The following is an 18,625-nucleotide window of genomic DNA, read 5'->3' as shown; positions in this document are numbered from 1 at the left end:
ACCGCTCGGTTGCGGCTTGGAACGCTTTTTCTATTTCAACACCCATTTTCTAAAAGCGTGGGCGACGCCGTCTGCTTCATTGGATAAGGTCAATTCATTCGCAATTCCTTTTAAGCGCTCGGTCCCATTCTCCATCACTACTCCTAGCCCGGCTGCTTCGATCATTTCATAATCATTCTCGCCGTCGCCGATTGCCATCACTTCATCCATTGAAAAGCCTAAGTGATCAGCTAACTTCTTCAGCGCCGTGCCTTTATTGGTATCCTTGACCATGACTTCAATCAAATAATCTTGGCTACGAACGATGTAGTAGCGGTCATGCCACTCCGGAGACATTGCTTGCTCAACAACATCCACTTCATTCGGGTCGCCAAAGTAAACCATTTTCAAAATTTCTTCTTTCTCATCTAAATGATCGAGATGAATGATTTCCACTTCCATATTGATGGTCCGGCCTTCATCAATCAGATCCTCTTCAATACGCGGCTCCGCCCCATAAGGTAAAACCATGTAGAAACGTTCTTCGTTCAAGAGACAAATATCAGCCGGATAGTTTTTCCCGAATTCATACAGCTCCGTCACCTCTTCGAGCGAAAGGGGTACATGATCCACCACTTCCATCGTGTCCACACGAGTAATCGCGGCACCGTTTTGCGAAATCACATAATCCTCTTCATCGGCAAAACCTAGTTGATCTAGGTAAGGTCGAATGCCTTCAATCGGGCGCCCCGTACATAAAACAATTTTTACTCCTTGATCAATGGCTTGATGGATGGCATCTTGGACGCGCTGCGTTAATACTTTTTGTTCGTTGACCAGAGTCCCATCAATATCAATTGCCACAAGCTTAATCATTCCGTCACCTACTCTTTTTATTTTCGTTTCCGTATTACCGTTGTGGAGAAACCTTCTACCATGAATTCGGAAACGTGCTGCCACATGATTGGCTCGTCTAGATGCGTTTTTCCATCATGTACGAGTACTTCATAGTCGCCCAGTTCTACTTTTGTTTCTACTGCATGGCCATTTCCGTTGAAGTAAACATAGTATAGTTGGATTTCGTCTTCTACTTGCCACATGACTTGATAATGCTCCGCCTTCCAAACTTCCATGTGTAAGGCGATTTCTTCAGCTGTGCGCAAACGGAATAATGGTTCACTTTTGCGCAAAGCAATCAGCCCTTTCACATACTCCACCGCATCCATTTGACTGTCTCTAAGGGACCAGTCCAATCGGTTAATCGCATCTGGAGACTTGTAACTGTTTTCCACTCCGTCTTTGGTTCGCAAGAATTCTTGCCCCGCATGGATGAATGGAATTCCTTGAGCTAAGAGAACCATGCTGGTTGCCAACAAGTGTCTGCGTTTGCGCGTTTCCTCGTCATCGTCCGGCATATTGATGGTTAACTTGTCATAGAGTGTATGATTGTCATGCGCCTCTACGTATTGCACCATCTGATCGGGACTTTGATAGCTCGCGATGTCTTCTGGGAAATAGAGCCCGCCTTGTTGGTTAATCGCAATCCATTGTTCTTGGAATGCTTTACCGCTGACAAAGCCGGGATCCGTTGCTCCGTCCATATCGCTGCCTTTAATCGCTTGACGCAGCGCATCATTGAAGTGAGCAATTCGTGGCATTTGCTCGGCATTTTTACTGTTTGCCTTTTCCTCTGCCGGCAAGTTGGTCATCAAATCCCAACCCTCACCAATTATAATGATCGATGGATCAATTTCATCTAGGGCTTCCCGAATGGCATTCATCGTTTCCACATCATGAGATCCCATCAAGTCAAAACGGAACCCATCCAGTTTGTATTCACGCGCCCAATACTTCAAACTATCAATCATATATTTACGGTACATCACATGTTCAGAAGCTGTATCGTTTCCACAACCCGTTCCGTCAGACATGGTGCCATCTGGATTCTTGCGGAAGTAGTAACCAGGTGCAGTATTTTCAAAAGGATGTCCGATCGGTTCAAAGACATGGTTATATACCACATCCATGATGACACGGATTCCTTCTTCGTGAAGTCCTTGAATCATGCGCTTCATTTCTTTGATGCGCGTTTTCGGTTCATATGGATTTGTCGCATAGGAACCTTCTGGAACATTATAATTTTGTGGGTCATAACCCCAGTTGTAGCCCGAATCCGGGTCGCGCTCATCGACCGTTTGATAGTCGTACATCGGTAATAATTGCAGATGAGTAATGCCTAACTCTTTTAGATAATCGAGCGCGGTTGGTTTTCCAGTAGGTGACTGGGTTCCTTTTTCAATGACACCAAGGAACTTCCCTTTGTTCGCAACCCCACTGCTTGCTGAAATTGTGAAGTCACGGATATGAGCTTCATAAATAATTGCGTCAGTAGCTGCGGTAAATGATTCCATCCGCTGCCAATTTTCCGGGTTCGTGTCACGCAAATCAACTACAACTGAACGTTCCCCGTTCACCGTAGTGGCAATCGCATATGGATCGACCGTTTCGACTACTTTTCCATCAGGATAGGTGATGGCATACAAGTAAGCTACGTTATCCAAATTGCGTTTCACTTCTTGTTCAAAAACGCCTGGAGCAATCAATTCCATTTCAATGTATTCTTTTGTTTCACTGTATAAGTCCTCAAACAAAACAAGTTCTACCTTGACCGCAACGGGCGTCCAGACAGAAAAAATAGTCGCTTCCGGTGAATAACTAATTCCTAATTTGCCTTCATAGGCATAATTTTCTTCAAATTCAGGGGTTACCATCAATTGGCCTGTCACTTCGTCGTAGTAATCAGTTGGAACCAGCGTATGGAGACTATGAGAAGTACGATTGGCTTGCATCTTATTGTTTTCCATAACACATTCCTTTCTATTATTGGCACGAATGTGAAATACGTGCAGATTTTATAAAAGGTAAATCTATTTCTATATACTAATTATACCGCACCAGCCTTGTATTGTGCCATCAAAAGGAAAAGCAATGCCCGGTTGGGGGCATTGCTTTTGGTTTAACGCATATCGTCTTGATGAGAACTTCTTGAAGAAGATTCATCTGTCGGTGCTTCTGGAAGCTCCGATTCTGATTCTTCTGGTTCTGGTTCCGGAGTCGGTTCCGGTTCTGGCTCTGGTTCCGGTTCTGGCTCCGGTGTTGGAGTTGGAGTCGGCGCTGGAGCTGGTGTTGGTGGCGGCGTTGGAGCTGGTGTTGGAGGTGCTGGTGCAGTGCTTGACTCATCAGCAGGTGGAGTCCAAGGAACATATTCTTCCTCTTCTGGTTCTTCCCAAACAGGTTGCTCCTCTGACCATTCCTCTTCCGACCACTCATCTTCAGACCATTCTTCTTCAATAACTTCCTCAGAAGGCTCTTCTTCGATTACTTCTTCTGAAGAAGAACTTTCTTCTTCCTCATACACTTCAATGACAATATCAATCTCTGCCGGCTCACCGTCTAAGTGGTATGCACTCGTTGTGTCCACTCTTAATTCTTTCAAGTTTTGTGAGAAAGCTTGCGACACATAAAGACGTGTTTCTTCGGTTAGATTGCCGTTCTCATCGTACATCCCTTCAATGGTCAAGCTGTTTCCAGCCAGATGTCCCATTGTTTGGTCATGAAGGTTGAAGACTGGCAAAGAGTACTCTTCGCTAGTTGCCAATAACTCATCAATTCCTTCTTGATGGGCAGAAGCAAGGGTTCCATCTTCTGTTTCGGCTGCTGACTCAGGCAAAGGGGTTACCAAAACAATTAATGTTTCTGGCAACTTTTCCTTCATTGCATCATAGGCAGCGAATACTTCATTAATGTTATTTTCTTCAATTGGTTCGCCATCAACGGTCCAATCAACAATTCCATTTACCGGAAGCGGTGTGTGGTAAAAAACAACATCAGGATTTGTCTCAGCTAGACTTGCAACTTGTGCTTCCAGTTCTTCTTCGCTATCCATTTGGCTCAGAAATTGAACTTTCATTTCGCTGAAGGCACGTTCGTTCGCCAAGTTGGTCATATTTTCTACGGCCCAAGGAGCTTGGTCCTCGATTTCACCGTAAAACGTTACGGCTGTGTCTCCTTTTCCGTATTTTACATATTGCAAGAAATCAGCGACTGTACTTTCTTCCCGTTTTTCATCAAAGGCGGCAATAAACTCTTTGCGTTTTTCTTCTTCTTTTTTCTTTTGGCGATCTTCAAATGATTCACCTTGACTGACAGGTTTATAAGTAGGATCCATTAGAGCAGCTTGTCGGTTTTTATTATAGGAGAATCCCATAAAGATGACAGCAACGGTAATAATTCCCATCAAAATAACAAGAATGGTCTCTTTCTTTTTCACGTATACGACTCCCTTGTATTGGTATATTACGATTCTATCGATATTTTTACAATTTCTATCATAGCGTAACCAGCTCATAAATGCACGATTTTTTTGTTTTCTATATAAAAACAACCGCCCTATTCGGACGGTTCTTTCTATTCATCACTGCAGTGGTTTTTTATTCGACAGCTGACAATACCGTTCATACCAAAGTTCCACGTACTCTTTGGAGAAAGGACCTTTTTCTTCGTTGATCCATTCAACCAAAATCTTGACGTTCTCTTTGAGAATATGGTCGATTTCTTTTGGATAGTGCATGCGTTTGCGGTGCAGTTCATATTCATCTACATCCAACAAACGTTTTTCACCATCTGGAAAAACCTTAATGTCCAAATCATAGTCAATATACTTCAATGCTTCTTCGTCAATCACATAGGGCGAAGCGAGATTGCAGTAATAGGAAACTCCCTTTTGACGAATCATTGTTACAATGTTAAACCAGTAATGCTTGTGAAAATAAAGCAAGGCTGGTTCCCTTGTTACCCAGCGACGGCCATCAGCTTCCGTCACTAGAGTATGATCATTGCAGGCAATGATGGATTGGTCACTGGTTTTTAATACCATGGAATCACGCCAGGTACGGTGCAGGCTGCCGTCATGCTTAAAACTCATAGTAGTGATGAACTCTCCCTCTTTCGGATGATGCATCACGGTGCCCAACTTTCTATATCTATTCGGGAGAAGGGTCAGATGCCCTTCTCAAAGGTGTTTCAACTCACGAAATAGTATAACATAAGTTCTACGATATGTGGGATTATTTCAGAACGAATTGAAGAAATTTCGCTGTTGCTTTTTAATGATTTCCCACATCTTCTGTTGCGGCACCGCAAAGGCAAATTCAGAAAAATCAGAACGGTTCACCCACTGCATGTTTTCGGCAACAGCATGATGCTCGTTTGGCACTTCCACCAAGTGAACAGTGACGTTCCACTTCCGGTGGCTGAAGACGTGACTGAAGGATCCGACCGCCGCTTGGACGTTTGTTGGCGCCACTCCGGTTTTTTCTTTGACCACTTTTTCAATTTTTGTAAAGTCAGGAGCTGCCTCTTCTGCTACCAAAAGGTCAAGTTGTTTATCGCCCCAATCTTCTTCGAACAAAGGGAACGTCCAGAAGTTTGCCAGCAGACCATTTTCCGGTCTTTTCTCCAGCAAAAATTGATCGCCTTTTCGAATCACGATTCCTTGCATGGTGAGTGGCACTGGTTTCTTGGCTTTACTCTTAAATGGATACAAGTGCATCGTGCCGTTTTTGTAGGCAGCGTTGAATTCTTTGATTGGACTTTCTTCGGGACGAGGATTGACTGGCCCACAAATATCGGTTCCTAAGTCCATGATTGCCTGGTTGAAGTCACCGGGGCGCTCTGGATCAATCACAATCCGAACAAGCAGTTCAAATAATTTCCGTGTCGCAGGCTTCGCAATATCTTCACCAATCTCAAACAAGCGGCTAAAGACGCGCATCACATTCCCATCAACAGCCGGTTCCGGCAGATTGAAAGCCATGCTTGCGATAGCGCCCGCTGTATAGGGACCAATTCCTTTGAGCTTAATAATCTCAGCGGGATCATTCGGGAAGACGCCGTTGTACTCTGCTACAATCTGCTGGGCAGCTTTTTGGATATTCCGCACGCGTGAATAATATCCCAGCCCCTCCCAAGCTTTCAAGAGCGGCTCTTCTTCTGCATCCGCGAGCTGTTGAATAGAAGGAAATAGCGTCATGAAGCGGTTATAGTACGGAATTACCGTAACGACACGCGTTTGTTGCAACATGATTTCCGATACCCAGATGCGGTACGGATCATTATTCATCCGCCACGGCAAGTGGTCGCGCCCTTCTGCATCGAACCAATCGAGCAGTGCTTGACGAAATGCGACAATTTTTTCTTCCGGCCACATCTCAATTCCATATTTTGTTAACAATTCTTGTTTCATTTCTTCTCTATTCATTCGTCATCCATTTCCTGTGTTTTTTCTTCTATATATTGTTGAATCAATTCATTCGGGAACCCTTTTTGATATAGGTTCGATCTTACCTTTTGCGCCAGCTCGCGGCCTTCCGCTTTCCGGCTGTAGCGGCGCCACACTTTTTCGCCTTGCACGCGCAATGCTTGCAGCTCGTCTTCTTCGGATTTTTCGTGATCCAAGTCCGCTAATGCCTGTTCAATGATATCACGGTCGTACCCTTTTTGCTGGAGATGGAGTCTTACTTTCTGCAAAGCTTCTCTAGATGAAATTCGGCTCTGTTTTCTAAGTGATTTTTCAGCTAAAGTTTGAGCATTTTCAAGTTGTTGGTCTTTGGGATATTGCTTGAGAGCCGTTTGAATCGTTTGTTCATCTAAGCCCTTCAATTTTAATTCCTGCGCAATCACGCTAGGACCTTTGCGGTTAATGTTCGCCGCTGTTCGGGTGTAGCTTTCCCCGTAAATTTGGTCGTTAATATACTGCTGGTCGCGCAATCTCTGAAGCGTCTGTTCAATATATGGAACCGCAATCTCATTCTCACGCAACTTCTGGGTAACTTCCTTTTCACTCCGCAAACCATACGACAAGTAATCGACCGCAATGGTGTACGCCAAATACGCGTTGTTTTCATTTTCAATCTCTTCCTGACGCTCTTTCGTCAGCTTCATGCCTTTAAATAAACCCGTTTTGATGAGGACCGCTTCAGAAACGGGAAAGGCATATTTTCCATCCACATAAATGTTGAAGCGATCTTTCCGTCTCTTTTGCACTTCAATTGTCGTAATTGTTGGTACTTTTTCATTTTCCGTCATGCTCGTCCCCCCTATCCTTTCTATTATAACAAAATTTTATAAAAAGGAATGGCTCGTTTATTTTGTATCTTATAGTAGGAGGGTTGCCGATGATTCTAAAAGGAAGAAGTAAGTCCGTGAGGCATCAGGTGCTGGAGGCATTGTCTTACCGGACCGAGCTGACAGAAGAAGATTGGAAAAAGTTGCAGAACCAAGTAAAGGGATACGAAGGAGAGGTGCAGTTCGACGAATGTGCTCGGCAGTTAGCGGGGAATGTGTGGGTATTGCAGGATTTGTTGCTGCCTTATGAAGATACTACCTTCCAGCTTGATACGCTGGTGGCGCGCGGCGAAACATTGTATCACTATGAAGTAAAAAATTATACAGGCGAGTATACGCAAAAAGGAGGCGTGCTACGCTCCCAGTATCAAACCCAGATTATGGATCCAGAGAGTCAGATTAGCCGTGCCAATACCATGCTCCACAATACAATTCGCCGGCTGGGATATTATTTTGAAATCAAGTCTTATTATGTGTACATCAATCCAGCGTTTCATTTGTATAGCGAGCGAAAGATGGATGCGGTCTTATTTGCTGGGCAACTGCCGCAACATTTTCGGGAGCTGAATAAAAAGTCAGATGTAGAGAGTAATAAAATGAAGCAGCTTTTGCATGAGCTGATGAAACTGCACGACCCGCATTACCGGCCAAACAAAATGCCGCACTATGAACATGTGCGGCGTGGTGTGGTTTGTGGGGGTTGTCATTCGTTTGAGCATACAACAACTAGACAGAATCTTATCTGCAATTCTTGTGGCAAAAAAGAAGCTATTGCAGCCGCAATCGTTCGAACGGCCGAGGAATATGTGCTGCTCTTTCCGCAAAAGAAGTTAACAACTCAGGCTCTCTATGAATGGTGCGAAGAATCCTTTTCCATGCAGCGAATTCGATATTGCTTAAAGAAAAATTTCCGACGACATCATTCAACAAATAATACTTATTTTACAGTTCGTTAAAGTGATAGTCTAAAATGAAGCTCACTTCATCGAACTTGACTTAGTTCGTTAAAGTAGAAGATAAAATCTCACTCACTTTAACGAACTGAGCTTAGTTCGTTAAAGTGAAGACCATAAACTGGGCTCACTTCATCGAACTCATCGTTTTAAACCAAAAACTCCCCTAAAAAAGGGGAGTTTTGCTCTCTTTATAGTGCTGGAGGTGTGCGGTCTGAGTCGTCATACTCTGGAGTGACTTCTTCGCCGCCTTCATCTGCTGCTACTTCTTCGGTTTCGAAGCCAAATGGATCGCGGGACACTTGTCCGTCTACTCCATCTTCTTCAGGCGCAGCTGTTGGTGCGTCAAATTGCATCTCGTCCATTTTTTGATTCTCATCCGCCATTGTTGGATCGCCGTCTGGGTCTGGCGCATCGATTGGGGCACCGGTTGTATCTTCTTCTAGATCTGGATTTTCGTCAGCGTTTGTTGGCGCATCATGTTCTGCGCCTTCTTGGCCTTCGACAATCTCATTCCCGTCATCATCGACTAATGGGTCTGGGTGCTGGGATTGAGGAATTTCGTGTTCAACATGATCGGTTTCTGTTTCACCTGGCGTTGGATCTGGATGCGGCGCTTGATGTCCGCCTACTTTTGCAGCTTGATCCATATTCTCTGTTGAACGGTCGTTTCCTTCAGCCCACTCTGGTGTAGCGCCTTTTGGTGTTTTGTCGTCCTGCATTGTATCTTCCTCCTCTTTTATAATTCCATCACGAACTAAAAATTCTGAGTGTTCCGGTGTTGCTGGTGGAGCATCATCGATTAAGAGCAGATATTCGCCTTCTTCCAAAGCATCTTCGAAGCGTTCATACGTGTCCTCATCAATGCCGTAGTCTTCAAAAATCTCTTCTTCCTCTACCTCGTCTTCATCGTCGTCATCCATGTCGACGGTGAAAAAAGAAACAATTTTGTCCCAGAGCGATTCTTCCTGATCACTCGTTACTACCACATCAACCGCCGTTTCTTCTTTCAAACGGTGCCCTTCCGGATTCCGCGTAATCACCATCAGTTGACTCGCAGCGTACCCCTCGGACATCATAAAGTTGATGGTCTCCTTCAATTCTGAGTAATCACTAAACGTACCTTCTATTCTCTTATTCAAACAGCTAACACTCCTTCCTAGCAAACTAATTACCTTTATTCTATGACAGGCAAAGCCAAATGACAAATAATAAACACTTTATCCTTTAATGGAAAAGCGGCGCAAAACATATTGGTTCATTTTTTGAAAAGTGGGTTCCGCCTTGCAAGGAGAACGGTTCGTGTACTTTTTCCAAGTAGAAACGAGCGCCATTTTGAAAAGGTTCTCCAGCTCAAATTCTCCTTCATACGCCTGACTATAATGTTTGTTTAACTGCTCTTCTTCGAACCGATTGTTGATTCGAAGAAGCACTTGATATTGAAAGGAATACATCAAGGAAGCACCCTCCACACTTTTTTGAAAGGTTTGAAAGCGGACCGGCAAATCAAAGCTATGTCGGTTCAAAAAGTTGAAGCGCGTATAGCCGCGCTGCCCAGAGATTTTTTGGTAATCATTCAAATGGGCTAGGTTGATCCAGCTGACACTTTTCTTACAAGGACCGTGAATGGGCAAGAAGCCTGACGACCCCAGCACATAAGGAACACAATGCTTAGTTTCCCCAGTCGCTGCTTGATGCAAGAGGCGCATGTATTCATAAGGCATACCGAGGGACTTAAACATCCGGTTCATAATAGCTGTGCTTGATTCCGCTGATTTTACCAGAAGTCCGTCTAGGTAAAAGACGAGCGTCTTCCATTCATCCGGCACACAGAAATCAGCCACATTAATCACGCAGAAAATAGTTGAATCAAGCGACACTTCTTTTACTGCTATCCCCTTTTCGAGATAGGTTTTGATATCCGACTCTTCATTGATTTGAAACGGCACGATGAATGATTTTGGCAAACTGGGAGTCGAGACGGCTTCAAAGAACACCTCACTCTCATTTAAGTAAGCGCATTCAAAACCATCGAAACAAAATAAACTTTCTTTGAGAAAGTCATAATTCATTGCGTTCCTCCTTCAGAATATGTAACTCTCTCTATTTTATACTTCTTTTAACGAATGTACACCCTGATTTGTTCATTATTTAACAAAAGAGCATAATTAATTTGAAAAGGTAACACTTTTTTTACCGAGACCGTTGTTACTAGTGTAGCCGGTCATGACCCTACAAACTAACTTTTAGGAGGAAACAAGATGTTAAAGCAATGGGAAGAAGCAAATGTAGAGTTGTACTTCAATGACTATGAGAACGAAAAAGAGGTTAAGCAAAGCTTTTCCGACCTCAAAGAAAATGCCACACCCGATCAAATCGGCAGCTTCCAAAATGCAATTGGTGCGTTAATCAGCTTGCCAACTGCACATGCAATCGTAGTCGAAAAACACCGATACGTTCAAGCGTAATCACACTAACTAGGAGGAAACAAACATGGAAACAACCAAAACACTGGAATTAAAATTCAAAACGGCAAACGGAAAAGCAAAAAATCTATCCTTACGTAATCCCCGCGAAAATTTGACAGCAGCAGAGATTCAACCTGCGATGGATGCGATTGTAGGACTGGGCGCTTTTGAAGTAAAAGGCGTGAACCCTTATGCAGCAATCGACAGCGCACGTTATGTAGAACGTACAGTTACAGACATTTTTGATGTAGCACAATAAGGATAAGAAGCCAGGGTTCCTTCCCTGGCTTTTTTTGTAGAAAGGAATCGATAAAATGAACTTCATCATTGAAAAAGACATGCTCAACATCGCACAGGCTCCGCTTGTGAAGTCTCAATTCATTATCGCCCACGAAGCAGGAAACCCCAATAATACGGGCGAAGACAGTTTAGCCAATGAGATTTCTTACATGAAACGAAACTGGCAACATGCATTTGTCTCTCACTGGGTGGGTGGTGGCGGACGAATCGTTCAGATTGCTCGGACTGGTTATACTCAGTGGGGCGCTGGACCAAAAGCAAATCCGTATGCGTTCGCGCAAGTGGAGTTGGCCCGGACTAGGGTTGGCAGTACGTTCCAGAAAGACTATGCCGCTTACGTCTGGCTGCTCCGACAGCTGGCGGCGGAAGCTGGAATTCCCTTCATTTTGAACAGCGACCAGCCAACTGGTATCAAAACCCATTCCTGGATTTCCAGAAATATAGGCGGTACCGACCACGTCGATCCTGACGCTTATCTCGCTCGCTGGGGAATTTCCATGAAAGAATTCAAAACCGATATCGAAGCGCCGATTAATGACAGCAGCAAACCTCGCTATCTTCTGCACCTAGTCGTTCGCGGCGACACACTTTGGTCTCTTTCACAAAAGAATAAAACCACAGTCGCTGCCCTCAAGAAATTGAATGGACTGACGAGTGATTTGATTATTACCGGACAGATTTTGAAGTTGAGACAAATTTAAGGCAAAAGACCAGCGGAAATCCGCTGGTCTTTTTAGTATACCCTCTTCAAATATTTCATCTTCATCAGATTATTTTTCAGAAAACTGCGGAACATATCTTGCTGCATGACTGGATCTTCTTCAGCGAATTCATCAAAGAAGCGCAAGCATATCATGTAAAAACGAGTCGCTTCTTCTGGTTTCTTAAAAATGTATTCCTCCGCAAGCCTGTTCCCATTCAAAAAATGGAAGACCACTCCATTTTTCTCTTCTGTAAATTCCATGCCTAAAAATTGATTGGTATACATATCCTTCCTCCTATTCGTTTCTCAGATGTTGATTCAACTCTTCAACCAACTGAAAAACGGTGGTGGAAGGATTGTCTTTTGCCGGCGACTGGGACCGATTTTGGTAGAGCGTTTTCGCATGGGCAATGGCTGCCGGCTGCCGTGTTAACAAGCGGTTATACATATTCGGTATATTCTTTTTGTACGGACGCTTCATGCGCTTCGCCAGCATACTGGCATAATCAAACCGACTGACCGGTTTTTCGATCAGCTCATAATGCAGCAAGTACCACAGCTCGAACGCCTCATTGCTATAGGCGACGCGAAACCCTTTCTCCTGATGTGCCTCACAAAAGGCGACTGCATTATTGAAACTGACGGCAGAAAAAGAATCCTTATCGAACACCAGCCAAATTTCATCGAACTCATCCGTTCGAGTCTCTAAAATTTCTTCGGCGTAATGCACCAAGGACAAGGTGTTCCGGCCGGTACCATGAATTTCTACGTTCGCCGACAAAACCGGGAAGCTGCGGAAGTAATTGGGCTCCGTTTTACTGCCTTCACAGACAATCAAAAAGGTCTTCTCCGGCAAACGGGTCGCTACTTTTCGTTGATATTTACGCCTCGCCATTGTCCACCCACCAATCTGCTGGCGGTACAAATGGCACAGCGCCGTATTTGCCGTTCAAATAGTTGCGGTAAAAATCAAAGGTATTCTTGCGTTCTGTATCATCAAACTGATATTCCACCAGTGAAACAAGTTCGCTGTTCCCTTCGCGTTTCTTTTCCACAAACCAGATCTGGTCACGGCGGAACAATTCGCTGCGCAGATTAGAAATATCATGCGTAGAAAAAATAAGCTGGGCACCCTTTTTGTTGAACTCGCCGCGAAATAGCTCCAAGACATATCGAGTCATCAAGGTGTGGAAGCTTTGATCCATTTCATCGACTAACAATAAACTTCCCTGCTCCAGTGCCTCAATAATCGGACCTGCTAGAGCGAGTAGTTTTACTGTCCCCATCGACTCCACATCTTGGAAAAGAAATCCTTGGCGAATCGGTTCAAACGTTCCATCTGCTTGTTTCTTCAACTTGATTACATAAAACTCGCTGTCTTTCATTTCCACGTCATGAATCGACGGGTCAGCAACTTGAATCAGGGTCAATAAATTGTGCTTGTACTTTTCCAAATGGAGACGAGCTTTGGAAACGGTCCGCTCCACATTTTGAGTATGCAGAATGACCTGCATAGCTTGAAACCAACGCTGGATGGCTGGATAGTCTTGAATCTGGTCTTTGAACGCCAACTGACTTCTGGAATCTGTATGATGAAAAATTTGTTTTGTTTCCGTAGTTTCCAAATATAAGTATTCTTCAGTCACCGCCTGCTTATTCGCATGGAAGCCGTAGCGGTACAATTCCCCTTCAAGGAGAAAGCTCATTTCCAAGCATGAATCCTGCAGTTCCGTTTGTGCATCCAGATGGAATGGCTCCATTTCTTCCAGCCAGTCCCCTTTTTCCCCAAAAAGACCTGCCCGAATCACGTTCACTGCCCGCAGTAAATTACTCTTCCCACTAGCGTTAGCCCCGTAAATGGCGCTGACTTTGGACAAAGTTAAGTCGCCCCGCTCGCTCACCGTCGCCGGGTGCTCGGGAATCGTTGACGCTACCATGGAAAAAACCGTTTCATCACGAAAGGAATAAAAGTTTTTGACCACTACTTCCACTAACATCCGCTCGCCCCCTTTTACTTAAAAATTATAGCATAAAGACGACCATTTGGATTTGGTCGTCTTCATTATTTTATTCTGATTTCACACGGTGAATACTAAAGCCATTCGGTGCAATCAATGATTCACCCGCCAACTCGTTACTCAAATGATGGAAAATGACTTCCGTGTTCGCTTTGTGCGGAATGGTATAGTCTTCCCAGCCTTGGTTAAAGTAGCCGATGATTTGGTCTTCACCCAAGATGCGCTTCACGCCGACTACCTTTTCTTCATCCAATACGAGTTCCCAACGCAAGTTGCCGTATGACAGGAGTGGTTGGTATTCTTTGCGCAACTGAATCAGCTGTTTGGTAAAGTCATACATGTCGCGGTCTTGGCGTTCTTCTTCCCAGACCATGCAGCGGCGGTTTTGCGGATCTGCTCCACCGACCATCCCGACTTCAGTTCCGTAATAAATACAAGGAGAACCGTGCATCAAAAACATGAAGGCTAAGGTTGATTTCACCAAATCGACGTTCCCTTCCGCCATCGTCAAAATCCGCGGCGTGTCATGGGAGTCGAGCATATTAAACATGGTTTCGTGTGTTTGTTTACGGTATTGCATCAATTGTTCGTTCAGGACGTTCGCCATTTTTCGAGCTGGAATGGTTTTGCCAACAAAGAAATCGCTGATGTTCCCGACGAGCGAATAGTTCATTACCCCGTGGAATTCATCCCCGCGCAACCAAGAACGGGACGAGGTCCAAATTTCACCAAGCAAATAGAAATCTGGTTTCAAACTCGTACAAGCGGTATTGAACTTGCGCCAGAATGCGTGATCCACTTCATTCGCAACATCAAGGCGCCAGCCGTCGATATCGAATTCCTTAATCCAATAAGTGGCGATGTTTAACAAGTATTCTTGCACTTCTGGGTTATGCGTATTAATTTTTGGCATCATCGGCACGTACGAATACGTTTCGTACGGCAAGTTTTCCGCATGCTCCATATAAACCGGACCGTGCGCTTGGATTTCCTCTGCGCTTGGCACAGGGAACTCGCGGATATGGAACCAATCCTTATAGCGAGACTCCTCTTGGTACTCCGCCACGTCACGCCACTGGATCGATTCGGCACCAATGTGGTTGAACACTGCATCCAGCATCACCCGCATCCCGCGACTGTGCGCTTCCTCGACCAATTTCCGGAACAAAGCTTTGTCCCCAAAATGAGGATCGATTTCGTAATAGTCGGTTGTATCGTACTTGTGGTTCGACGGCGCAGTAAAAATAGGCGTCATGTAGATTCCATTAATCCCCAAATCTTCCAAGTAATCGAGCCCATCAAGAATCCCTTGCAAGTCTCCGCCGTAAAAGTCAACCGTTGTCAATTCTTCTTTGCTGTCCCAAGGGAGTACCCCTTCTGGATCATTTTTCGGATTGCCATTTTTGAAACGCTCCGGGAAAATTTGGTACCAGACGGTTTTCTTTACCCAATCCGGCGCCTTGAAGCGGTCCGTTTCATGGAAGTATGGCAGGCGGAAGTATAAGCCCGAGTTGGTCAATGACTCCTTCAAATACGGGAACACCCCGCGGTCATTGTAAATAACGTCCGAACCATCTGTTCCGTAAATATGGAACGCATAGGCCATCCGCTTCACGTACTCATCGGTGTCAATCAACCAATAGTCGTGCAAGTCTGTGGACGCCATCAGCTCCATTTCCAGTTCTTCCTCATACCAATCTTTCAAATGTAAATTAAACGGGTCTCCTTGGATGAAGCCCACTTTCGCTACGTCCCCTTTTTTCGTGCGTAGCCGGACGTGTACGTGCCCTGGCGCATAGATGTAGCAATACTCACTCTCTGGACGGTGGTAAAATGCTGCTGTTTCCATTTTCGCCCTCCTCTCGTCTATTCGATTTCAATCTTATCAAACCTATCAAATACTACAAGAGTTTTGCATAATGATAGCGGTAACATAATGGAAATCTCATTTTTTTGCGTATCTATTAGGGAGGAGGGATTTTTTTGAAAAAAGTACGTGAGAAGCCGAAGAGTTTGTGCGTGATGGAGTGCTTGAGAGGCAGGATGGCGTTTAGTAAGGAAGAGGAGCGGAGTTATTGGCAAGGAGTCAGGGGATATGAAGGTGAGTGTTGTTTTGATTCCTTTACGAAGGATTTTGTTACCATTAATGACCTGACGATAAAAGAAGGACAGACCGCGCAGCTCGATACACTGCTTGTGACGGAATACACGCTTTATTTGTTTGATGTTAAAAATTTTGACGGTCAGATTATGGTGCGTGATGGTATTTTGTATCATAACCAAGAACGGTTGGTTAATAACCCGTTGGAGCGGCTGGAGCGGGCTAAGGTGTTATTGGAGAAAAAATTATTGTTGCATCATATCCGTATTCCAGTTGTTGCCAACTTAGTTTTTATTAATCCAGATATGATAATTTATGGACACCATCCGGATTTACCGATATTATTGCATCCACAAATTAAACCGTATTTGGAAAAAATCTCGCGCGGAAGTTTGGTCAAAGTAGAGAAGCTGGCGCAAATGGTGGCAGATTTTCACACGGAGGATAATCCTTATACTGCTCTTCAAATGATGAAATATGAATATGATAATTTGAAAAAAGGCATCTTCTGCCCGTCCTGTCGTGTGTCGATGAATGCTGTGAGTGGTAGAACCGTTCAATGTAGAAAATGCGCTTATAAAAACTCGAAAACTCAAGCTTTTTTACGGATGATGGATGAATACCATATTCTTTTTCCTGATAAGAAAGTTTCGGTGCAAAACATGTATGAATGGTGTGGAGGAATGATTTCTAAAAGAACCATACACACTCTATTTGAACGTAAAAAGTGAAGATGGAGCTACCCTATCCTTCTGGTCTTCAGACTTTGGAGCAAAACTCTGAAGACCAGAAGTTTTTTTGCACTCATCTTCAGACTTTAATCAAAAAGTCTGAAGACCAGAGAATATTTTTCTCCCATCTTCAGACTTTATTTCGCAAACAAAGGTGTTCGCAATATTTTCAGCTGTAAAAGTCCTTGTTCTACCCGCTCGTACCAAATCCAGGCGAACCAGATCGCGAATAGAGGCGATACCATCAACATCGTAGTTGGATCGAATAATTGGCCGAAGATGGTGGTGAAGAGGACGATAAAGGTGCTGTGCGTCAAGTAGAGGCTGAAGGAAATGCGGCCGAGAAATTGCAGCCACGCTGATTCAAAGAAGCGGGTCAGCGTCTTCGATTCAACGACCCATAATATCAGCAAAATGAAGCCAATTGACGTAAGTATCAGCGATTGGCGGCGGCCGATATCTACGCCCACTCCCATCAGCACCCATTGAATCGGAATCAAAACGAGTGAGAGCCAGCCCAGCCAGCTATGCTTCCGGAACCACGAGCATATTTCGTCAAAGTGTTTACACAATACTGCGCCAGCCAAGAAATAAAGGAAGTAATAATTCGTTCGGTGCAAACTTGGCGCCTCTTCTAATAAAAGTGCGAGTATACGGTTCAAAGCCAGTACGCCAATGACTACCCTTCCCGTTGAATAGCGGTACAACAAGATCCCTACCACCGGCATCACCAAGGAAATGCGCCACTCCTGCACAATGCTCCAGAACGCACCTGCCGTGACATCCAGATTCGCGTCCCACACAAAGAACTGTCCCACGACTTCCGCCACACTCGGTACTTCCGCCCATTTCGCATCAAACGAACCACTCAGCACAATCCCCTCTTTCATTTCCCCAAAGACCGCGATACACAATAGCGTTGCCGTCAACACAGCCCAGTACGGCACCACCAAGCGGGTAAAACGTTTTTGGAAAAAGGAAGGAAAATGGAGTTCGCGCCCTTCAAGGTACGGTTTGACCAAAACAAAGCCGCCGATCAGGTAAAATAAAATGACGGCTTCATTCCCACTCCAAAGCAACTTCAGAGGGGTCACCGTCCATGCTTTCCAACTTATATTCAAAAATGATTGCTGATAATTTGCTGCGTGCCCCACTTCCGTCCACGTCAAAACGTGGAACAGCATGACTACAACCGCAGCCAAGCCGCGCAGTCCATCAAATACTTTCAACCGTTTCATAACCCAACCTTCTTTCGTAAAAACTAGTTTACGAAGGAGGACAGCGAAACGCAAGCAATACGCTTAATCTCGGTCAAAAATAAATACTTTTTCAATCAAATACCCAGTAAAAAAGAGTGCCAAATCAACGACCAGCTTAATCAGCGTCTCCGGCAATCGGAACAAGCGGTAAATTCCGGTCACAAGCAGCCCGGAGGCCACCATTTCCACTACAACCAGCGTAAAGTACTTCACCGCTGGAACTTTGTGATCCCCTTTATTCTGGAAGACCAGGTGCTTGTTAATCAAAAAGTTCACAACCGAAGATACGACCCGCGCGATAGCCGTTGCGGCCAGGATGCGAAAGTCATCGTCCACTGCGTTCAAAGTGAAAATCATCAGCTGGAACAAAGAAATATCAACCAAAAATGAAGCAAACGAAGACAGGACATACTTGAAAAACGTACGGAATAAAATCCAGATATCTTCTAAGGATGACTTATTAGGTTTCAAACTAGAAGATGGGAGCGCCACTTCTTCAATCGGCACTTTCTGGCGTACAACCTCAATCAAGGTATTCAGTTGATTCTGTTCCTGTTGAATGGATTCATAAACCGCTACTGGGTAGCCCCGCAGGCTGCTCTGGATATCCAAGATGCGTTTGCTTTGAATAAACCAAAATAAGTTGCTCAATATTTTTTGTCCTCTTGTTTGTTTTGGCTGTGAACCCATGTACACCTTAGAGGAATCATTTTTTATTTTTTCAGCAATGTGGAGAACATCGGATACCGTGTACCCTTTTTGGTAATCAACGGTAATGACGCTCGCATAGCCTTCCAGGTTCCCTGGTTCCACTTGCACCACTAATCCGTTATCCGCCAAGTGTTTGACGAACATCGGCAACCCCGGCTCTTCTCCTTGGGCGTTCACCACTACTAGGATGTTTTGCACCCAATCCCTCCTCTACGAT

Annotated in this window: 19 protein-coding genes; 5 read left to right on the top strand and 14 right to left on the bottom strand. The window is 44.6% G+C overall.

Translation table 11 applies throughout. The features are described from left to right. Positions 1-30: 30 nt before the first annotated feature. The 6 genes from PVE40_RS03045 to recX all read right to left on the bottom strand — a co-directional run bounded on the left by PVE40_RS03045 (position 31) and on the right by recX (position 7,125). A complete protein-coding gene (locus PVE40_RS03045) occupies positions 31-855 on the bottom strand; it encodes a Cof-type HAD-IIB family hydrolase (RefSeq protein ID WP_274730400.1) in 825 nt (274 codons plus the stop codon). A 17-nt stretch (positions 856-872) separates the two neighbouring features. Beyond that, a complete protein-coding gene (pulA, locus tag PVE40_RS03040; RefSeq protein ID WP_274730399.1) occupies positions 873-2,843 on the bottom strand; it encodes a type I pullulanase in 1,971 nt (656 codons plus the stop codon). Positions 2,844-2,995: 152 nt separating this feature from the next. Further along, the gene (locus PVE40_RS03035; protein WP_274730398.1) at positions 2,996-4,309 is read right to left on the bottom strand and encodes a hypothetical protein; all 1,314 of its coding nucleotides are present in this window, start codon (positions 4,307-4,309) and stop codon (positions 2,996-2,998) included. 144 nt (positions 4,310-4,453) lie between these two features. Next, positions 4,454-4,999: a nucleoside tri-diphosphate phosphatase gene (ntdP, locus tag PVE40_RS03030; RefSeq protein ID WP_274730397.1), complete on the bottom strand. Its 546-nt coding sequence runs from the start codon at positions 4,997-4,999 to the stop codon at positions 4,454-4,456. 111 nt (positions 5,000-5,110) lie between these two features. Continuing rightward, on the bottom strand, positions 5,111-6,298 hold the full coding sequence (gene mutY / locus PVE40_RS03025) for an A/G-specific adenine glycosylase (RefSeq protein WP_274730396.1): 1,188 nt from the start codon (positions 6,296-6,298) through the stop codon (positions 5,111-5,113). Continuing rightward, positions 6,295-7,125: a recombination regulator RecX gene (gene recX / locus PVE40_RS03020; protein ID WP_274730395.1), complete on the bottom strand. Its 831-nt coding sequence runs from the start codon at positions 7,123-7,125 to the stop codon at positions 6,295-6,297. Before recX ends, mutY begins: the two co-directional genes overlap by 4 nt. Positions 7,126-7,214: 89 nt before the next feature. Between recX and PVE40_RS03015 the strand changes: the two genes are divergently transcribed. Beyond that, positions 7,215-8,120, top strand: a complete 906-nt coding sequence (locus PVE40_RS03015) for a nuclease-related domain-containing protein (protein ID WP_274730394.1) — start codon at positions 7,215-7,217, stop codon at positions 8,118-8,120. A 188-nt stretch (positions 8,121-8,308) separates the two neighbouring features. Here PVE40_RS03015 and PVE40_RS03010 read toward each other — a convergent pair whose 3' ends face one another. Both PVE40_RS03010 and PVE40_RS03005 read right to left on the bottom strand, forming a co-directional pair. After that, positions 8,309-9,259, bottom strand: coding sequence for a general stress protein (locus PVE40_RS03010; protein ID WP_274730393.1), 951 nt, complete (start codon positions 9,257-9,259; stop codon positions 8,309-8,311). 78 nt (positions 9,260-9,337) lie between these two features. Then, the gene (locus PVE40_RS03005; protein ID WP_274730392.1) at positions 9,338-10,189 is read right to left on the bottom strand and encodes a competence protein ComK; all 852 of its coding nucleotides are present in this window, start codon (positions 10,187-10,189) and stop codon (positions 9,338-9,340) included. A gap of 189 nt (positions 10,190-10,378) precedes the next feature. Between PVE40_RS03005 and PVE40_RS03000 the strand changes: the two genes are divergently transcribed. The 3 genes from PVE40_RS03000 to PVE40_RS02990 are packed head-to-tail and all read left to right on the top strand — an operon-like array spanning position 10,379 to position 11,586. Beyond that, on the top strand, positions 10,379-10,585 hold the full coding sequence (locus PVE40_RS03000; protein ID WP_274730391.1) for a DUF1659 domain-containing protein: 207 nt from the start codon (positions 10,379-10,381) through the stop codon (positions 10,583-10,585). Positions 10,586-10,610: 25 nt separating this feature from the next. Next, positions 10,611-10,844: a DUF2922 domain-containing protein gene (locus PVE40_RS02995; RefSeq protein ID WP_274730390.1), complete on the top strand. Its 234-nt coding sequence runs from the start codon at positions 10,611-10,613 to the stop codon at positions 10,842-10,844. 55 nt (positions 10,845-10,899) lie between these two features. Next, positions 10,900-11,586 (top strand): LysM peptidoglycan-binding domain-containing protein, encoded by a 687-nt coding sequence (locus tag PVE40_RS02990; protein WP_274730389.1) that lies wholly within the window; start codon positions 10,900-10,902, stop codon positions 11,584-11,586. Positions 11,587-11,618: 32 nt separating this feature from the next. Here PVE40_RS02990 and PVE40_RS02985 read toward each other — a convergent pair whose 3' ends face one another. The 4 genes from PVE40_RS02985 to PVE40_RS02970 all read right to left on the bottom strand — a co-directional run bounded on the left by PVE40_RS02985 (position 11,619) and on the right by PVE40_RS02970 (position 15,455). Continuing rightward, positions 11,619-11,873, bottom strand: a complete 255-nt coding sequence (locus PVE40_RS02985) for a hypothetical protein (protein ID WP_274730388.1) — start codon at positions 11,871-11,873, stop codon at positions 11,619-11,621. Between the two features lie 10 nt (positions 11,874-11,883). Continuing rightward, positions 11,884-12,483 (bottom strand): RloB family protein, encoded by a 600-nt coding sequence (locus tag PVE40_RS02980; protein ID WP_274730387.1) that lies wholly within the window; start codon positions 12,481-12,483, stop codon positions 11,884-11,886. Then, on the bottom strand, positions 12,470-13,585 hold the full coding sequence (locus PVE40_RS02975) for an AAA family ATPase (RefSeq protein WP_274730386.1): 1,116 nt from the start codon (positions 13,583-13,585) through the stop codon (positions 12,470-12,472). Before PVE40_RS02975 ends, PVE40_RS02980 begins: the two co-directional genes overlap by 14 nt. Positions 13,586-13,655: 70 nt before the next feature. Then, complete coding sequence (locus PVE40_RS02970; protein WP_274730385.1) at positions 13,656-15,455, bottom strand: glycoside hydrolase family 13 protein; 1,800 nt, start codon at positions 15,453-15,455, stop codon at positions 13,656-13,658. Between the two features lie 134 nt (positions 15,456-15,589). Here PVE40_RS02970 and PVE40_RS02965 point away from each other — a divergent pair, with 134 nt between their 5' ends. Next, a complete protein-coding gene (locus PVE40_RS02965) occupies positions 15,590-16,438 on the top strand; it encodes a nuclease-related domain-containing protein (protein ID WP_274730384.1) in 849 nt (282 codons plus the stop codon). 137 nt (positions 16,439-16,575) lie between these two features. On the opposite strand, the gene PVE40_RS02960 is transcribed toward PVE40_RS02965, so the two are convergent. Beyond that, a complete protein-coding gene (locus PVE40_RS02960) occupies positions 16,576-17,730 on the bottom strand; it encodes an acyltransferase family protein (RefSeq protein ID WP_274730383.1) in 1,155 nt (384 codons plus the stop codon). Between the two features lie 9 nt (positions 17,731-17,739). Further along, a complete protein-coding gene (locus tag PVE40_RS02955; RefSeq protein WP_274730382.1) occupies positions 17,740-18,606 on the bottom strand; it encodes a GtrA family protein in 867 nt (288 codons plus the stop codon). Between the last annotated feature and the right edge of the window lie 19 nt (positions 18,607-18,625).

This window comes from Jeotgalibaca caeni (assembly GCF_028863945.1).
GTDB lineage: Bacteria > Bacillota > Bacilli > Lactobacillales > Aerococcaceae > Jeotgalibaca > Jeotgalibaca caeni.
Note: the sequence above shows the minus strand (reverse complement) of the source record. Positions and strands in the feature narration are given on the sequence as shown.